This window comes from Bradyrhizobium sp. B097 (assembly GCF_038957035.1).
Classification (GTDB): domain Bacteria; phylum Pseudomonadota; class Alphaproteobacteria; order Rhizobiales; family Xanthobacteraceae; genus Bradyrhizobium.
Map to the genome: position 1 here is coordinate 174725 of NZ_CP152412.1, position 16538 is coordinate 191262.

At 64.8% G+C, this 16538-nt stretch carries 13 protein-coding genes; 5 read left to right on the forward strand and 8 right to left on the reverse strand.

The genetic code is table 11. The annotated features are described in order from the left end of the window. Positions 1 to 49 precede the first annotated feature (49 nt). On the reverse strand, positions 50 to 1261 hold the full coding sequence (locus AAFG07_RS00880; RefSeq protein ID WP_342725595.1) for an MFS transporter: 1212 nt from the start codon (positions 1259 to 1261) through the stop codon (positions 50 to 52). A gap of 171 nt (positions 1262 to 1432) precedes the next feature. Here AAFG07_RS00880 and gcvA point away from each other — a divergent pair, with 171 nt between their 5' ends. Continuing rightward, on the forward strand, positions 1433 to 2344 hold the full coding sequence (gcvA, locus tag AAFG07_RS00885; protein ID WP_342725596.1) for a transcriptional regulator GcvA: 912 nt from the start codon (positions 1433 to 1435) through the stop codon (positions 2342 to 2344). Positions 2345 to 2354: 10 nt separating this feature from the next. Here the strand turns inward: gcvA and rimM are convergent, their stop codons facing one another. The 3 genes from rimM to ffh all read right to left on the reverse strand — a co-directional run bounded on the left by rimM (position 2355) and on the right by ffh (position 4859). Beyond that, positions 2355 to 2876 carry a ribosome maturation factor RimM gene (gene rimM / locus AAFG07_RS00890; RefSeq protein WP_342725597.1) on the reverse strand — a complete coding sequence of 174 codons (522 nt, stop codon included), beginning with the start codon at positions 2874 to 2876 and terminating at the stop codon, positions 2355 to 2357. A 17-nt stretch (positions 2877 to 2893) separates the two neighbouring features. Then, positions 2894 to 3226: a 30S ribosomal protein S16 gene (gene rpsP, locus AAFG07_RS00895; protein WP_050402543.1), complete on the reverse strand. Its 333-nt coding sequence runs from the start codon at positions 3224 to 3226 to the stop codon at positions 2894 to 2896. Between the two features lie 85 nt (positions 3227 to 3311). Beyond that, the gene (gene ffh, locus AAFG07_RS00900) at positions 3312 to 4859 is read right to left on the reverse strand and encodes a signal recognition particle protein (RefSeq protein ID WP_342725598.1); all 1548 of its coding nucleotides are present in this window, start codon (positions 4857 to 4859) and stop codon (positions 3312 to 3314) included. A gap of 457 nt (positions 4860 to 5316) precedes the next feature. Between ffh and AAFG07_RS00905 the strand changes: the two genes are divergently transcribed. Then, the gene (locus AAFG07_RS00905) at positions 5317 to 6384 is read left to right on the forward strand and encodes an MBL fold metallo-hydrolase (RefSeq protein ID WP_342725599.1); all 1068 of its coding nucleotides are present in this window, start codon (positions 5317 to 5319) and stop codon (positions 6382 to 6384) included. A gap of 127 nt (positions 6385 to 6511) precedes the next feature. Here AAFG07_RS00905 and AAFG07_RS00910 read toward each other — a convergent pair whose 3' ends face one another. Further along, a complete protein-coding gene (locus AAFG07_RS00910) occupies positions 6512 to 7252 on the reverse strand; it encodes an SIMPL domain-containing protein (protein WP_342725600.1) in 741 nt (246 codons plus the stop codon). Positions 7253 to 7257: 5 nt separating this feature from the next. After that, positions 7258 to 7968 (reverse strand): GyrI-like domain-containing protein, encoded by a 711-nt coding sequence (locus AAFG07_RS00915; RefSeq protein ID WP_342725601.1) that lies wholly within the window; start codon positions 7966 to 7968, stop codon positions 7258 to 7260. 184 nt (positions 7969 to 8152) lie between these two features. Here AAFG07_RS00915 and dapF point away from each other — a divergent pair, with 184 nt between their 5' ends. Together dapF and mtaB are read left to right on the forward strand one after the other, a co-directional pair. Then, positions 8153 to 9040: a diaminopimelate epimerase gene (dapF, locus tag AAFG07_RS00920; RefSeq protein ID WP_342725602.1), complete on the forward strand. Its 888-nt coding sequence runs from the start codon at positions 8153 to 8155 to the stop codon at positions 9038 to 9040. A gap of 18 nt (positions 9041 to 9058) precedes the next feature. Next, positions 9059 to 10336, forward strand: a complete 1278-nt coding sequence (gene mtaB / locus AAFG07_RS00925; protein ID WP_342725603.1) for a tRNA (N(6)-L-threonylcarbamoyladenosine(37)-C(2))-methylthiotransferase MtaB — start codon at positions 9059 to 9061, stop codon at positions 10334 to 10336. A 70-nt stretch (positions 10337 to 10406) separates the two neighbouring features. On the opposite strand, the gene AAFG07_RS00930 is transcribed toward mtaB, so the two are convergent. Both AAFG07_RS00930 and AAFG07_RS00935 read right to left on the reverse strand, forming a co-directional pair. Beyond that, the gene (locus AAFG07_RS00930) at positions 10407 to 11708 is read right to left on the reverse strand and encodes an NAD(P)/FAD-dependent oxidoreductase (RefSeq protein WP_342725604.1); all 1302 of its coding nucleotides are present in this window, start codon (positions 11706 to 11708) and stop codon (positions 10407 to 10409) included. A gap of 388 nt (positions 11709 to 12096) precedes the next feature. Next, complete coding sequence (locus AAFG07_RS00935) at positions 12097 to 12339, reverse strand: DUF1127 domain-containing protein (protein ID WP_342725605.1); 243 nt, start codon at positions 12337 to 12339, stop codon at positions 12097 to 12099. Between the two features lie 170 nt (positions 12340 to 12509). Between AAFG07_RS00935 and AAFG07_RS00940 the strand changes: the two genes are divergently transcribed. Continuing rightward, the gene (locus tag AAFG07_RS00940; RefSeq protein WP_342725606.1) at positions 12510 to 16484 is read left to right on the forward strand and encodes a BTAD domain-containing putative transcriptional regulator; all 3975 of its coding nucleotides are present in this window, start codon (positions 12510 to 12512) and stop codon (positions 16482 to 16484) included. The last annotated feature ends 54 nt before the right edge of the window (positions 16485 to 16538 follow it).

The window sequence follows — 16538 nt, forward strand, 5'->3', positions numbered from 1 at the left end:
TGTATTGCGAAGCAAGGGCGGCGCCAGACCGGCGATGCAAAGTTACGCGTCAGGCGCCGGCGCGGTGTCCGCCGGCTCCGTCGGCAAGATGCCGCGCGAGCGCCACTGCAAGCGGGCAGATCGCCAGCGCCGTGAGCGCGGTCGCTGCCGTGGCGAGCGTCGGGCCGAGCGCATCACCGAGCAGGCCATAGAGCACCGGCGCGATCGCGCCCGATCCGATCGTCCCCGTATAGAACAGCGCGAAGGCGCGCTCGGTCTGATGTGGCGGCGTGAGCTCGGGCACCGTGCCATAGAGCACTGAGGAGGTGCCGTTGAGCATCACGCCGAGCAGCGGCAGCAGTACGATGGTGGGCGCCAGCGGCAATATCAGCACCGCAACGATCAACGCCGCCGTGCCGCCTTCGGTGATCAGCACGGTGCGCAGCATGCCGACGCGCTCGCCGAGCCAGCCGCAGGTGAATTTCCCGGCGGCGCCGCCGATGAAGACCAGCGCCAGCGCGAGGCCGTTGGTCGGCAGCGAGGCGCCCTTGTCGCGCAACAGGAACGGCAGGAAGGTGAGAAAACCCATCCTGACCGCGGTGTCGAGGATTCCGATCGCGAGCAGCCAATGAAAGCCGCCGCCGGCGCCGTCGCGGCGCGACGCTGCGGCCATCTTGTGCTCGGCGCCCCTGCCGACCGATGGCATCCAGAGCGCGATGCAGATCGCGACGAGCAGACCTGCAAGCGCGAGCACGAGCAGCGCGTGCCGCCACGACATGATCACGAGCAGGATCGATGTCAGCGCCGGGATCGCCGCCTTGCCGAGATCGCCACTGAAATTGTAGATGCCGAGCGGGCCGCGCGCCGCCGCGCCGTAGGCGCGCGACACCGCTGATGATGCGATCGGATGCTGCGTGCTCGAACCCGCGCCGGAGAGCGCCAGCGCCAGGCCAAGTCCGATGACGCCGCCGGAGAGTCCCGCGAACACATAACCGAGCGCCGATAGCGCCGTGCCAGCGATCAGGATGATCTTGCCGTCGATCCGCTCTGCGGTGCGTCCCACCGGAATCTGCAACCCGGCCATCGCGCCGGCATAGAGCCCGCGCAGCAGCGCCAGCAGCCCGTAGCTCAGCGCGAACTCCGACTGCCAGACCGGCAGCAGCACGTAGATCAGGTCGGTGTAGCCGTCATGGAGGGCGTGGTTGAGCCCGGTCACGGACAGTGTACGCGCAGCCCGGGCGTGGTCGGGGCTAGACGTGCCGGCTTCCACGGATACGCTCATCGTCGCCATCCAGAGCAAGAAAATCTAACGATGGAGCGACAGCGCATCGGAGGGGGCTTTCGAAAAGAAGAGATATGTAAGTGGCTTGCTGCGCAATATGCGCTCGAATGGCCACTGTCACAAATCAGTAATAATCGGATTATGCGTTAGAAAATCTGGTATTGAGCAGTTATGTTCATCCCACGCCGCAGCCTGCCGCCGCTCAATGCGGTCCGTGCCTTCGAGGCCGCCGCCCGGCTCGGCAGCTTCAAGGAAGCCGCTGCCGAGCTCAGCGTGACCCATGGTGCGGTCAGCCAGCAGATTCGGCTGCTCGAGGAGTGGCTGGGTGCGCCGGCGCTGTTCCGGCGATCAGTGCGGCGCGTGGTGCTGACGCCGGCGGGCGCGGCGCTATTGGCCGAGTTTGCTCCGGCGCTCGACCGGATCTCGGCCGCCGTGCAGCAGCATCGCGAGCGGCGCGGCGATGTCGCAGTGGCGGTGTTGCGGGTCAACGCGCTCGCGACCTTCAGCCTGCGCTGGCTGCTGCCGCGGATGAGCCGGTTTCGCGCCGAGCATCCCGACATCGAAGTGCGCTTGAGCACATCGAACGAGCCGGTGGATGCACTGCCGGAATCATTCGACGTCGTGATCCGCGGCGGTCCGGATACATTTCACGGCTTTTCGTCGCGCTTCCTGGTGTCGGAGCGGAGATTGCCGGTGTGCAGTCCCTTGCTGCTTGAACGACTGCCGCTGCACGAGATCGCGGATCTCTCCAGGCACACGCTGCTGCATGTCACGTCGATGCCGCGGCTATGGCGCGACTGGCTGACTGAAGCCGGGCACTCCGCGCTGGAGCCGGCGGCCGCGCTGACCTTCGATCATTTCTATCTGACGATCCAGGCCGCGCTCGATGGTCTCGGTGTTGCGATGGGCCCGACCGCGCTGATCTCGGACGATCTCGCGGCCGGGCGCCTGGTGACGCCGTTTCCCACCATCAGCCTGCCGGCGCGGAGCTACTTCGCGTATTTTCCGGCAGGCCGCAGCAACGATCCGCACAGCGCGGTGTTCTGCGACTGGCTCGAGCAGCAGGGCCGGATGACGGGTTGATATTTTCGGTTCAGACTGCCGACGGATCGTCGCCGTCGACTTCCTGCGGCAGCTCGATAACCACGCGGCCGCCGGCGAGATCGACAGTCGGCACCACGGCATTGGTGAAGGGCAGCAGCATCGTCGCGCCCTGCGGCGGGGCGATCTCGATGATGTCACCGGCGCCGAAATTATGGATCGCGATCACCTTGCCGAGCGTATGCTCTGATGTCGTCACGGCGGCGAGGCCGATCAGGTCGGTGTGGTAATATTCGCCGTCGTCGGTTTCCGGCAGCCGGTCGCGCGGAACATAGAGCTCGAGCCCGTTGAGCCGTTCGGCGTCATCGCGGCTGGCGACACCCTTCAGCGTCACCACCAGATGGTCCTTGGCCTCGCGCGCATGCGTGACCTCGAACTGGCGCGTGCCGTCCTTGGTCATCAGCGGGCCGTAGTCCTTCACGGCCAGCGGATCTTCGGTGAAGGTCCACAGCCGGACGGCGCCGCGCACGCCATGCGCAGCGCCGATACGGGCGACACAGACCGGTGCAGTCACCGTGGCCGCCGTTCAGCTTAAGCCTTGGCGGCGGCTTCGGCCTGCGCCTTGCGCTCCTTGCGCGGCACGGCCTTTTCCGGGTTGTTGCGCGCGGCGCGCTTCACGACGCCGGCGGCGTCGAGGAAACGGGTCACGCGATCCGACGGCTGCGCGCCCTTGGCGAGCCAGGCCTTCACCTTGTCCATGTCGAGCTTCAGGCGGGCCTCGTTGTCCTTCGGCAGCAGCGGGTTGAAGTGGCCGAGACGCTCGATGAAGCGGCCATCGCGCGGGAAGCGCGAGTCGGCGACGACGACGTGATAGACCGGACGCTTCTTGGTGCCTGCGCGAGCGAGGCGGATAACAACGGACATTTAGTTCTCCTTCAAAGGTCAATGTGTTCGATTGATTGGCATTCCGCGTCGCGCCGGCTGCATGTGAGCCGTCGCGACGAATTCCTCATTTCTTCTTGCCCGGGAAACCGCCGAGGCCCGGCAGCATCGGCTTGCCGGAAAGGCCGGTCAGGCCCGGCACATTCGGCAGGCCGCCGCGCAGCCCGGCCGGCAAATCCTTCGGCAGACTGGGCAGACCGCCGCCGGCGCCGCCCTGCATCTTCTCGGCGAGCGCCTTCATCTCCTCGGCCGAAGGCGGCTTCATGCCGCCGCCAAAGCCCATCGCCTGCGCAATGCCGGCGAGCGGGCCGCGCTTGCCGCTTCCCATGGCCTTCATCATGTCGGCCATGTTCCGGTGCATCTTCAGCAGCTTGTTGACCTGCTCGACGCTCTGGCCGGCGCCGGCCGCGATGCGCTTCTTGCGGCTCGCCTTCAGGATGTCCGGATTCTTGCGCTCCTGCCGCGTCATCGAATCGATCACCGCGACCTGGCGCTTGATGATCTTGTCGTCGATGCCGGCCGCCGCGATCTGGTTCTTCATCTTGGCGATGCCGGGCATCATGCCCATCAGGCCGCCGATGCCGCCCATGTTCGCCATCTGCTGCAGCTGTTCGCGCATGTCGTTGAGGTCGAACTGACCCTTGCGCATCCGCTCGGCGGTGCGCGCGGCCTTCTCGGCGTCGATGTTGGCGGCAGCCTTCTCGACCAGCGAGACGACGTCGCCCATGCCGAGGATGCGGCCGGCGATGCGGTTCGGATGGAAGTCTTCCAGCGCGTCGGTCTTTTCGCCGGTACCGAGCAGCTTGATCGGCTTGCCGGTGACTGCGCGCATCGACAGCGCGGCGCCGCCGCGGCCGTCGCCGTCGACGCGCGTCAGCACGATGCCGGTGAGGCCGACGCGTTCATCGAACGCGCGTGCCAGGTTGACCGCGTCCTGGCCGGTGAGAGAGTCCGCGACCAGCAGCACTTCATGGGGGTTGGCGGCGGCCTTGATCTCGGCCGCCTCCTTCATCATGTCTTCGTCGAGCGTGGTGCGGCCGGCGGTGTCGAGCAGCACCACGTCGTAGCCGCCGAGCTTGCCGGCCTCTAACGCGCGCTTTGCGATCTGCGGCGGCATCTGGCCGGCGACGATCGGCAGCGTCGGAATGTCGAGGTCGCGGCCGAGCACCGCGAGCTGCTCCATCGCCGCCGGGCGGTAGACGTCGAGCGAGGCCATCAGCACCTTGCGCTTGTCGCGCTGGACCATGCGGCGCGCGAGCTTTGCGGTGGTGGTGGTCTTGCCGGAGCCTTGCAGGCCGACCATCATGATCGGCACCGGCGGCACGGAGTTGATGTCGATGGTCTGGCCGTCGGAACCGAGCGTGGCGACCAGCTCGTCATGGACGATCTTCACGACCATCTGGCCCGGCGTCACCGACTTGACGACGGTGGCGCCGATCGCCTGCTCGCGGACCCGGTCGATGAAGCTGCGGACGACCTCGAGCGCGACGTCGGCCTCGAGCAGCGCGCGGCGCACCTCGCGCATCGCGGCATCGACGTCCTTTTCGGTCAGCGCACCGCGCCCCGTCAGACGATCGAGAATGCCACCAAGCCGTTCCGACAGATTGTCGAACAATGCCGTTGTCCTTCGTTGCGCCCGTGAGCGCGCTTCACTCGCTTCTCGTCATACCCGCCAAAGGGGGGTATCCAGTCCGTCGCGGCCTCCCGGTTCAATCCGGGCTGCCTCTGGCATACCGGATCCCCTGCTTCGCAGGTGATGACCAGATAGCCAGATAGATTGCCTCGGCACCGTGCCAAGACGATGGTCCAAACACTTTCGCGCCCGAGGGCGCATCGCGCTGTCGGGCGTTGGCCTCTGGCCTCCAGGACCAGTCGGCGGGTCGAAAAGACGGATCTTTCCGAGAAAGTCGCGGCGTTAAACGCTGCCGGGGCGGCAAAGTCAAGGAAAGTTTCGCTGCAATTTGCTCGGCTCAGACCCTAAGGCATTGAAATTGCGTCAATTTGCTGTGTTGGTTCGGAATTCGGCATCGTCACCCATATAAGCGGAGCCTGCCTCCTGTTTGGGAACCCGCGTGCCCATCGTCACCCGCCGCCGCCTTCTCGCAACCTTGACCGGAGCCGCTGCCGCGCTCGGCGTGCCCTCGATCTGGATGTCCCTGATGAAAACCTATGACGGCCCCGTCTCCGATCACTTCGACGGCCTGCACTTCATCGATCCGGACGGCGCGCCGCCGAAATCGCTCGGCGAGTTGCTGCGCTGGCAGTTCGGGGGCAGGCGGCAGCGCGCGGTCTGGCCGGAATGGGCGCCGAGCCCCTATGCAGATACGCCGCCGCCCCGGGTCGACGGCGACAAGGTGCGGCTCTGCTTTATCGGTCATGCCAGCTGGCTGATCCAGGCCGGCGGCCTCAACATCCTGGTTGATCCGGTGTGGTCGATGCGGGCCTCGCCGTTCGGCTTCGCAGGGCCGAGGCGGCACAACGATCCCGGCATCGCTTTCGAGAAGCTGCCCAAGGTCGACGTCGTGCTGGTGTCGCACGGCCATTACGATCATCTCGATGTCGCGACGCTGTCGAAGCTGACGGCGGCATTTGCGCCGCGCGTGATCACGCCGCTCGGCAACGACGTCACGATGCGCGCCTCCGATGCCGCGATCAAAGCCGAGGCGTTCGACTGGCATCAGCGCGTCGAACTTGGAGGCGGCGTTGCCGTGACGCTGGTGCCGACGCGGCACTGGTCGGCGCGCGGCCTGTTCGATCGCAACAAGGCGCTGTGGGCGAGCTTCGTGCTGGAGACGCCGGCCGGCAAGCTCTACATCGTCTGCGATTCCGGCTATGGCGACGGACGGCATTTCCGCCGCGTAGCCGAGGCGCATGGCCCGTTGCGGCTCGCGATCCTGCCGATCGGCGCCTACGAGCCGCGCTGGTTCATGCAAGACCAGCATATGAACCCGGAGGATGCGGTGAAGGCGCTGGCCGATTGCGGCGCCACCCAGGCGCTGGCGCATCACCACGGCACATTCCAGTTGACCGACGAAGCGATCGACGCACCGGCGATCGCGCTCGGTGAAGCGCTCGACGTGGCCAAGGTGCCGCGCGAGAAATTTGTGACGTTGAAGCCGGGGCAGGTGTTCGAAATCTAGCGTCGTCCCGGCGAAGGCCGGGACCCATTACCCCAAATATCGATTGTTGCGCGACGCTGGGGTCACGATTCCGTTCACAACCAAACTCGGTGGTAATGGGTCCCGGCCTTCGCCGGGACGACGGAGGCTACTTCTCCTTGATCGCCCAGGAGACGCTGACATTGACGGTCAGCGTTTCCTCGCCTTGCGCCACTGGCGTCGGGGCGGCGAAGCCTGCCGTGGCCATCTTGGCACGGAACATCGGGACCGGCGCCGAGCCGACCTCCGAGATATTCAACGGCGCGCCGAGCGTGACGCCGGCGGCCTTGGCGTAGATTTCCGCTTTGCGGCGGGCGTCGGCGATCGCCCGCTCGCGTGCGTCATCGAGCAGCTTCGAGGCCTGCGACACCGAGAAATTGAGCCCGCCGATATCATTGGCGCCGGCGCCCACCAGCACATCGATGACACCAGCGACCTTGCTCACATCGTGCAGCTTGATCGTGACGCGATTGCTCGCGTGATAGCCGACGATGCTGGGCGGGGCGTTCGGCGACGACGGCGGACGGTTGGCGAATTGCGGCTGCAGCGACAGCCGCGAGGTCTGATAGTCCTTTTCCGCGAGGCCGGCGCCCTTCAGCGCGGCCAGCACCTTGCCCATCGTCACATTGTTGGCGTCGGTGGCCTCGCGTGCGGTCTTGCCATCGGTGGTGACGCCCGCGTCGAGCTGCGCCTCGTCGGGCGCCGCCGAGACGGTCGCCTCGCCGGTGACCGAGATCGCCGGTGGAAAGTCGCTGTCGGCGAGTGCAGGCGCAGCCAGCAGCGTGGTTGCGATGAGGCTGGCAGCGATGGGGAGGCCCAGTGGGAGGCCGACGGGGAGGCGATAGGTCATCTGGCTCACTTCAGGGGTACGTAGACGTTGATCACAAGCTTGTCTTCGGCGGTCTTCAGCGGATCGGTGATGTATTCCTCGATAAAGGTGTCCTTGGCTTCGAGCTTCTTGTCATCGAGGTGATTGGTGATCGCCTCATAGGTGTTGTCCATGTTGTCGTAGGACCCGCGATGGACGAATTTCAGCGCCTTGCCGTCGGGCGAATTGCCCATGCTCATGTTCTTGCCGAGGTTCTTGACGTCCTGGTCGACCGGGATTTCGGCGATGAAGGTGAAGCCGGTGTCGTCGGTCGAGGTGTAGACGATCATCGGATTGCCCGATGCCTTGACGCCGTCCTTGTCGAGCAGCGCGGTGAGCTGCTTGAACGCCTCGATCAGCGCGTCGAAGGCCGAATCCCAATTGGCCGTGCCCTTCAGCATCACGACCTTCTTCGGTTCCAGCGTGAACGGCTCGCCGAACGGGTCGGCAGTCTGCACCGGGGCGGCCGGCGGCGGCGCCGGGGTCTGCGACGCGGCCGGGCTGTCGGCCGGCGACTTGGTCTCGGCCGGCGGGGGCACCGGCGTTGCCGATGGCGCAGGCGCAGGCGTTGGGCTCGGGCTTGCCGCCGGAGCGGGCGAGGCTGACGGCGACTGGGCAGGCGCCGGGCTTGCCAGGGTGATCGCGGCCAAAGGGAGCAGCGCGACCAGGGCGGCGCGGAGCGTCTTGATGCGGTTCATTTTGTTATTCTCCATCCCCTTCCCCAGACGGCGGCTCGATCTGTCCCGGCGCGCGGTCCCTGAGGTGCGATATTCCTAACACGCGAGTTCTGCATTCGTCCCATGACAGATGTGTCATAGCTGCCTGCAGACTGGCCAACGGCCCACCACTCGCCATATAACCGGGCGGAATTTAGGAAAATCGATGAGCGCGCTCGCCAATCACGCATTCGCCAAGATGAACGGCATCGGCAACGAGATCGTCGTCGTCGACCTGCGCGATTCAGAGGCGCAAGGTCGGGCGCAGGTGTCGGCGGCGGAGGCGCGCGCCATGGCGTCGCCGGCCGGCGGCGTGCCCTATGACCAGCTGATGGTGCTGCAGCCGCCGCGGCTCGATGGCACCGAAGCGTTCATCTCGATTTACAACAATGACGGCTCGGAGGCCGGGGCTTGCGGCAACGGCATGCGCTGCGTGGTGCGGCGGATCTTCGAGAAGACCGGCCAGACATCGGCGACGTTCCAGACCCGCGCCGGCCTGCTCAATTGCTGGCAGGGGCCGGCGCCCGATCTCTACACCGTAGACATGGGTGCGCCGAAGTTCGGCTGGCAGGACATTCCGCTGGCTGAGGAATTTCGCGACACCCGCTACATCGAGCTGCAGGTCGGGCCGATCGACAACCCGGTGCTGCATTCGCCGTCGGTGGTCTCGATGGGCAATCCGCACGCGATCTTCTGGGTCGATGACGTCAATGCCTACGACCTCGAACGTTTCGGGCCGCTGCTGGAAAACCATCCGATCTTCCCGGAACGCGCCAACATCACGCTGGCTCATATCGTCGATCGCGACCACATCACGATCCGCACCTGGGAGCGCGGCGCCGGCCTCACCAGGGCGTGCGGGTCGGCGGCCTGCGCGACGGCGGTTGCGGCGGCGCGGCTGAAGCGCACCAATCGCGTCGTCGAGATTACCCTGCCCGGCGGCAAGCTCGGCATTGAGTGGCGCGAGCGCGACGATCACGTGCTGATGACCGGCACCGCCGATTTCGAGTATGAGGGCCGCTTCGATCCGGCGCTGTTCGCCAGCGTCGTCTGATCGGGCGTGGGATCGATCATGAGCGTCGACGTCGTCACCTTTGGCTGCCGCCTCAACGCGTTCGAATCCGAAGTGATTCGTCGCGAGGCGGAGCAGGCGGGGCTCACCGACACCATCGTCATCAACAGCTGCGCCGTCACCAACGAGGCGGTGGCGCAGGCCCGGCAGTCGATCCGCAAACTGAAACGCGAACGCCCCGCGGCGCGCATCGTCGTCACCGGCTGCGCAGCGCAGACCCAAGCCGAGATGTTTGCCGAGATGGCCGAGGTTGATCGCGTCGTCGGCAATGGTGAGAAGATGCGCGGCGATGCCTGGCGGGCAACGCGCGCAGCTTTCGACATCGGCGCAAGCGAGAAGGTTGCGGTCGCCGACATCATGGCGGTGACGGAGATGGCGCCGCATCTGCTCGACGGCTTCGAGCGCGGCCTGCCGCGGGTGTTCGTGCAGGTGCAGAACGGCTGCGATCATCGCTGCACCTTCTGCATCATCCCCTACGGTCGCGGCAATTCGCGCTCGGTGCCGATGGGCGCGGTGGTCGATCAGGTCCGTACGCTGGTCGAGCGCGGCCACGCCGAGATCGTGCTGACCGGCGTCGATCTCACGAGCTATGGCGCCGACCTGCCGGGCGCGCCGAAGCTCGGCCAGTTGACCCGGCAGATCCTGCGCCACGTGCCCGAGCTGAAGCGGCTGCGCATCTCCTCGATCGATTCGATCGAGGCCGATCGCGACCTGCTCGATGTCATCGCCGACGACGCACGGCTGATGCCGCATCTGCATTTGTCGTTGCAGTCCGGCGACGACATGATCCTGAAGCGGATGAAGCGCCGGCATTCACGCCGGGACGCGATCGATTTCTGCACGCTGGTGCGCCGGCTGCGGCCGGACATCGCGCTCGGCGCCGACATCATCGCGGGCTTCCCGACCGAGTCCGAGGAGATGTTCACGCGCTCGCTCGATCTGGTCGCGGAATGCGATCTCACCTTCCTGCATGTGTTTCCCTATTCGAAGCGTCCGGGCACGCCGGCCGCACGGATGCCGCAGGTCGAGGGCGGGACGATCAGGGAGCGCGCCAAGCGACTGCGCGCAGCCGGTGAAGCCGCGCTGGAGCGGCGGCTTGCTGCGGAAGTCGGCGCGACGCGTGAGGTGCTGATCGAGAGCGACAGGCAGGGCCGCACCGAACATTTCCTGCCGATTGCGGTCGATGGGGACGTGCCGGGCATAGTGCGGCAGCTCGTTGTGACGGGCCATGACGGAGCGCGGCTCGTCGGGACGCGCGGCGTCAAAACAATGATCTAGCGCTCCGTTCCGATTCCGTTGGATCGGAAGTGGCTCCAGATCCGCCTTCGAAAGCGGGCGTGAATGCACGTCAGCTTTGCAGCCAACAGGCGACATCGCAATTGGTGAAGCGGCCATCCAGGTCGAACTGGGGATGATCTCGACGTCGTGCGATAATGTGGTCGACAAGACGATGCGCCTCTTCCGCAATCCCGAAGATGGTGCCTGATTTGCGGGTTGAGGAAAAATCGACACCTGCGAAATAGACCCCCGGTGCTTCAGTCAACCCCTCGCTCTCCAGCGGCTGGCCGTGTGCATTGAGCACGCCGGGCACCTGCACAAAGCTGTAATCACCCTTGAGACCAGTGCACCAGATCACCGTCGTAAGGTGGTGCGCGCTCGGGTCCAGGGACAAAATCGGCGGATCAGGCAGGCGCGGCGCAACAGTCTCGGCTGGATCGTCAATGGACGGCGGAGCATCGGGGCAGTTGCGGCCAATGTAATCGTCGATGTGCTGCCTTGTCCTGGCGGAGACCTCGTCGCCTAGCCGTAAACACTCGTGGACATCGTCCGCGAAAGTAAGCCGGCCGTTGGCGATCCCGGTGAAGCGGCCAAGCAGCACGACGCCCTGCGCGCTCAGCGATTGCAGGCTTATGGTGTGGAGCGCACCGAGCAGCGGCCGCCCCGCAATGCGACCATCGGGACCGACGAAGTCCTTGCGCGGGACGTCAAATAGACCGCTTTCCCGCTCCCAGAACCCGATATCGTGGCCCCGATATCGTCGTGGCTTCCGTCCGGTCCGTCCAGTGGACAGGAAGACGGTCCGCCCCGCCATGACCAGGTCTTCGGCAATCTGCCCCCCGGATTGAGCGCTTCCAACCACCAGGACCGCCCCCGCAGGGAGCGTCTGTGGATTGCGGTAGACAGATGAGTCGATCTGCAGCAGGTGCGGTGGCAGCGCTCGCGCCGCCTCCGGTCGCCGTGCGCAGTTCAGGCTGCCGCTGGCGATGATCACGGCTCGGGCCGTGAGTTCGCCGGCAGACGTGATGAGGCGGTAGATGCCGGCCTTGCCGTCGCGCGTCAGCGCCGTCACTGCCGTGTTGATCGCCACCGGAAGACGGTGGACCCTCGCATACTCCTCCAGGAGATCGACGAATTCCTCGTGCGTGAAAAACCCCTCAGGGTCGGATCCCTCATAACGGCTGCCCGGCATCAAGGTGAGAGACTTCGTCGTGTTCAAATGGAAGGAGTCCCAGCGTTGCGTAAGCCAGGTCTCGCCGATCCGGCCGCGCTCCAGCACGCGGTGCGAGAGGCCGGCTTTGGCCAACACATAGCTGACACCGAGCCCTGCCCAGCCAGCTCCGATCACCGCCGCGTCAAACGGTCTGATCATGCTGATTACTCAATGACGGCCAACCTCATGCGCTGCGATCGCCACCAAGGCGCCACCCGCTTGACCGTGATCTCGGTGATTGCTGCAAATGAGCGAGGCTTCGAATGACCTCCACCGTTCGGCTGCGAATGAAGGCGACCAATCCCGAAATCGTCGCGGCGTACAGATGGAAATGAAGTCGAAAAATCGAACGTCGCGATCTTGTTGCGGCGAGTGGGGAGGTCTCCTCCGGCTGTAGCCAGTATTCCTCATACCAATCAGGCCGAACCACAAACGCGCCCGTCCCACGCTCGAAATCTTCAAGAAAGTCTTTTGGCCTCATGACGCAACTCCTTGAGCCGATGGAGCGTCGCTTGTCGCTCACGCTTCTTGAGGTCGAGCATCTCTGTCATGGAGGGCAGACGGCGCTTCGTGGGTCGATTGCGCGGTTCGATGCGACGTAATCGATCTCGCCGCGTGAAATGCCGATGTCCGTCAGCTCACTGTCACTCAGGCCGGACAAAGCGGCGCGCAGCCGTGCGCGTTTGCGGCGTTCTTGAAACGTCTCCCAATGTCCTTCCAAAAGGCTGACGACGCGCCGGGCAGAAGCGAGCGGCCTGTCCCACCCCGTTGCGATATAGATCGTGCTCATTGCGCAATCTCCGGATGCTCAACTCGGCTGGGCGCGCGCATCGTCGGCGTCGCCTTGCGAAAATGAACTACCGCTGTGTCGCAATCGACCTGTGGCTCCGAGCGTGATAAATTCGCAAAATCTTCGGCCCGGGGCGCGCTTCGTGCCCCTAAAACCCAAGTGCGACCGATATGGCGAAGGTCAATCTCGCACTTCTTGGTGGTTTCCGGTTTCAGACCGAGCCCGGAGAGCCGATCTCGCTGTCGACCAAGAAGGCCGCGGCGCTGCTGGCTTATCTGGCGCTCCACCCGGGCCAGGCTCAGGCGCGTGCAAAATTGGCGACCTTATTGTGGGGTGACCGCAGCGAGGTGCAGGCGCGCGATAGCCTGCGACAGGCGCTGAGTCTGGTGCGCAAGGCGCTGTCGCACGTCGACCCAGGCGCCTTGATCGCTCACGAGGATACAATCAGCTTTGAGCCGACGGCGTTGACCATCGATGCGATCGCGTTCGGGCGTCTGGCTGCGTGCCAGGAGATCGCGAGTCTTGAGCAGGCGATCGCGCTCTATGACGGCGAACTTCTCGATGGCTTCGAGGTTGCCGCACCGGAGTTCGAAGGCTGGCTGACGGTGGAACGTGAGCGATTTCGCGAAATCGCGCTCGAAGCCATGACCAGACTGCTGGACCATCATTTGTCCAACGGCGCCATCGAGGGCGGCATTCACATCGCGGCGCGGCTGCTGGCGGCCGACCCCCTGCAGGAGCGCGTCCATCGCACCCTGATGGAGCTCTATTGCCGACAGGGGAGATACGGCGCGGCGCTTCGCCAATACCGTAGCTGCGCCGATTTGCTCGCAAAGGAGCTGGGGATCGACCCGGATGCGACGACCAAGGCGTTGCGTCGCGAGATCCTTCGCGAGTGGAATCAACGAAAGGCTGCGACCCCGGGCGGTGATGCCGCGGCGACATCTCTCGGAGAGCTCGACGAGACCGAAGCACCGACAGCGCCACGCTCGCCGGAGCGCCGCCAGGTTACGGTTCTCGCCTGTGATCTTGTCGGCACGAGCGCGCTTGCGGCTCGACTCGATCCGGAGGAATTGCGGTCGCTGATCGCTGCCTATCAGCGCTGCTGCATGCCGATCATCGCTCGATCCGGCGGTACGGCGGGCAGGCTCTCCGGGACCGGGATGCTGGCGTATTTCGGCCACCCACAGGCGCACGAGCATGACATCGAATGCGCGGTTCGCGCCGGCCTGAGCCTCGTCGATGCGGTCTCCCGGCTCGATGGCGGCGGCGCCGGCTCCTTTCAATTGCGTGCAGGCATAGCAACCGGTCCGGTCGTGGTCGGCGACCTTCCCGGCAGTGGCACCGATCCGCAGATGATGATCGGCGAGGCCGTGCAACTCGCCGGAGCTCTGGAAAGGATCGCCGAGCCGAACACCGTTCTGATCGCGGCGAGTACCCGCCGGTTGATCGGCAATCTGTTCGACTGCGACGACCTTGGGCCGATGGCGCTCAACGGATTCTCCGAGCCGGTCCCGGCATGGCGGGTGCAGGGGGCAAGCAGCATCGATAGCCGTTTCGAAGCATTGCGCGCGCCCACCACGCCGCTGATTGGTCGAGATGAAGAGCTCGAATTGCTGTTGCGCCGCTGGCGGCAGGCACCCAACGGGGGGCGCGTGGTGCTGCTGTCGGGCGAGCCCGGAATCGGCAAGTCGCGGCTCACGGTGGAGCTGGAGGAACGAGTCCAGGAGGAGCCGCGTACCTGCCTGCGTTATTTTTGCTCACCCCACCACCAGGACAGCACGCTTTATCCGATCAGCCACCAGCTGCAAGGGGCGGCCGGATTCCGGCGCGATGACACCGATGCGCAACGACTTGACAGGCTCGAGGCCGTACTGGCCAGGTCGATCGACGATTTCAGCGAAGCTGCCCCGCTCATCGCCAATCTGCTGTCCGTGCCGACGGGCGGCCGCTATGCGCACTTCGACCTTGCTCCCCAGAAGCGCAAGGAGAAGACGCTTCGGGTGCTTTTGACGTTGCTCGAAGGACTGGCTGCTCGGCAGCCGGTACTTGTTGTCTTCGAGGACATTCACTGGATTGACCCCACCTCACTGGAATTGCTGGACCTGATCGTCGACCGGGCGTCGACGATACCGGCCCTGGTGGTCATCACCTGTCGGCCCGAGTTCACGCCCTCGTGGATCGGTCGTCCCCAGGTGACTTTGCTTGCGCTCAACCGTCTGTCGCTTGCTCAGCGTGCCGAGATGATCGCGGCGGTGGCCGGCGGCAAGGCGCTGCCGCTGGAGGTGGCCGAACAGATCGTCGATCGCGCCGACGGAGTGCCGCTGTTCATCGAAGAGCTTACCAAGACGGTGGTAGAGAGCGGCTTTCTGGTTGAAGCCAATGATCGTTACGCGCTAACGGGGCCGGCAGCGGCGCTGTCGATCCCGTCGACGTTGCAAGGCTCACTGATCGCGCGACTTGATCGTCTTCCTGAGACACGAGAGGTGGTGCAAATCGGGGCGGCGCTTGGTCGCTCGTTCTCGCATGAATTGATCTCCGCGGTGGCGCAGATGCCGCAGCAACAAGTCGATGATGCGCTCGCACGGCTCGGGAGCGCGGAACTGATCTTCCGGCGGGGCGCTCCGCCCGATGCGGCCTATACCTTCAAGCACGCGCTGGTCCAGGACGTCGCGTACGGCACCCTGTCGCGCAACCAGCGGCATCTGCTGCACGAGCGGATTATCAGGACGCTGGAGCAACAATTTCCAGATACCGTGGCGGCGCAGCCTGCGTTGCTTGCTCACCACTGCGAACAAGCGCGGGTGATCGGAAAAGCGATCAGCTACCGACGGAAAGCCGGAGAGCTGGCGCTCGCACGCTCGGCAACGGCGGAGGCGGAAGTTCAATTGCGCAAAGGTCTGGGCCTTCTCGCCAACCTGCCCGAAGGCCCGGAGCGCCACAACAAGGAGCTCCGCTTGCAAGCGGAGCTTGGCGTGGCCCTGTGTGCCGCCCAGGGCTGGGGCGCGCCATCAGCAGGTCAGGCCTTCGACCGAGCCCGCGAACTCTGCGCCGCTATGGATCAAACAGATTGGCTCCCAAGCATAATGACGGGCCAATTTGCCCATCGCCTGTATCGCGCTGAGCTGAGGTCCGCATATCAGCTTTGTGACGAGCTTCTGAATTTGGGCAAGACGTGGAATAACAGCCCGGCTCCGTCGCCCGCCTGGCGATGGACCTCTGAAGCAATCACATGGCTGGGGCATTTCTCGAGGGCGCACAGTCAGCTTTGGTTGGGTGAGTTGGCCGCGGCTCGCGCCGGCGCCGAGGAGGCGCTTCGACTTTATGATCCAGCCAGCCTGGATATCGTCTCCGTCAGCGGGCGTTGGACCAATGATGTTCGAATTGCTCTGTTCTCGGTCAGCATCGAGTCGCTGACGTATCTTGGACACCTTGATCAAGCCTGCGGGCGACGTGATGAGGCGATAGAGCGCGCGCATCAGATCAAGCACGCGGGTTCGATGGGCTTCATACTTTCGTGCATTGCAGGTTGCGAAGCGCACACTGAAACCGATCCTGCCATCCGGTTGGACAATGTCCGGGAATTGGAGACTTTCTGCGCGCAGCACGGCTTTGCGCATTGGGAAAACTCAGCAAAATGGCAGCGTGCATGTTGCCTGATGGCCCTCGGCCGCACGGCGGAAGCGACCGAACTGCAGGCAGATGCCGGTACAGAGTTGCGCACCACGGGGAGCTATCTTCACAAACCGACGCGGCTTATGTCGCTTGCGGAAGCGCTTGGCAGGGCTGGTCGCCCGAAGGAAGGACTGAAGAAACTCGAAGAGGCTGCAAGTGAAATCGAGGTCACCGAAGAACGTTGGGCTGAATCAAATCTGCACCGCATTCGTGGCGAACTCCTGATTGCAATTGGCGACCTTGCGGGGGCGGAAGCAAGTTTCCGCCAGGCTATCGAAATTGGAATCGGCCAAAGCGCAAAATTGTGGGAGCTGAGAGCCGCCACTTGCCTCGCCCGTCTTTGGCGTGACCAGGGCAGCCGTGGGCAGGCGCGCGATCTGCTCGCGCCGGTTTACAATTGGTTCACGGAAGGGTTGGACACGGCCGTTCTGAGAGAAGCCAGGGCGCTACTGGCGGAGATCACCGATTGAGCCCGGCCATGCGAAATAATGCAATCGCGCATCGATGATGGCCGTGACAAATTA

Excerpts from the sequence above, each read along its gene's own strand:
- gcvA (WP_342725596.1), top strand. The coding sequence starts at position 1,433 with ATGTTCATCCCACGCCGCAGCCTGCCGCCGCTCAATGCGGTCCGTGCC.
- AAFG07_RS00930 (WP_342725604.1), bottom strand. The coding sequence starts at position 11,708 with ATGATCAGACCGTTTGACGCGGCGGTGATCGGAGCTGGCTGGGCAGGG.
- AAFG07_RS00880 (WP_342725595.1), bottom strand. The coding sequence starts at position 1,261 with ATGAGCGTATCCGTGGAAGCCGGCACGTCTAGCCCCGACCACGCCCGG.
- AAFG07_RS00910 (WP_342725600.1), bottom strand. The coding sequence starts at position 7,252 with ATGACCTATCGCCTCCCCGTCGGCCTCCCACTGGGCCTCCCCATCGCT.
- AAFG07_RS00940 (WP_342725606.1), top strand. The coding sequence starts at position 12,510 with ATGGCGAAGGTCAATCTCGCACTTCTTGGTGGTTTCCGGTTTCAGACC.
- dapF (WP_342725602.1), top strand. The coding sequence starts at position 8,153 with ATGAGCGCGCTCGCCAATCACGCATTCGCCAAGATGAACGGCATCGGC.
- rpsP (WP_050402543.1), bottom strand. The coding sequence starts at position 3,226 with ATGTCCGTTGTTATCCGCCTCGCTCGCGCAGGCACCAAGAAGCGTCCG.
- AAFG07_RS00915 (WP_342725601.1), bottom strand. The coding sequence starts at position 7,968 with ATGAACCGCATCAAGACGCTCCGCGCCGCCCTGGTCGCGCTGCTCCCT.
- AAFG07_RS00935 (WP_342725605.1), bottom strand. The coding sequence starts at position 12,339 with ATGAGCACGATCTATATCGCAACGGGGTGGGACAGGCCGCTCGCTTCT.
- mtaB (WP_342725603.1), top strand. The coding sequence starts at position 9,059 with ATGAGCGTCGACGTCGTCACCTTTGGCTGCCGCCTCAACGCGTTCGAA.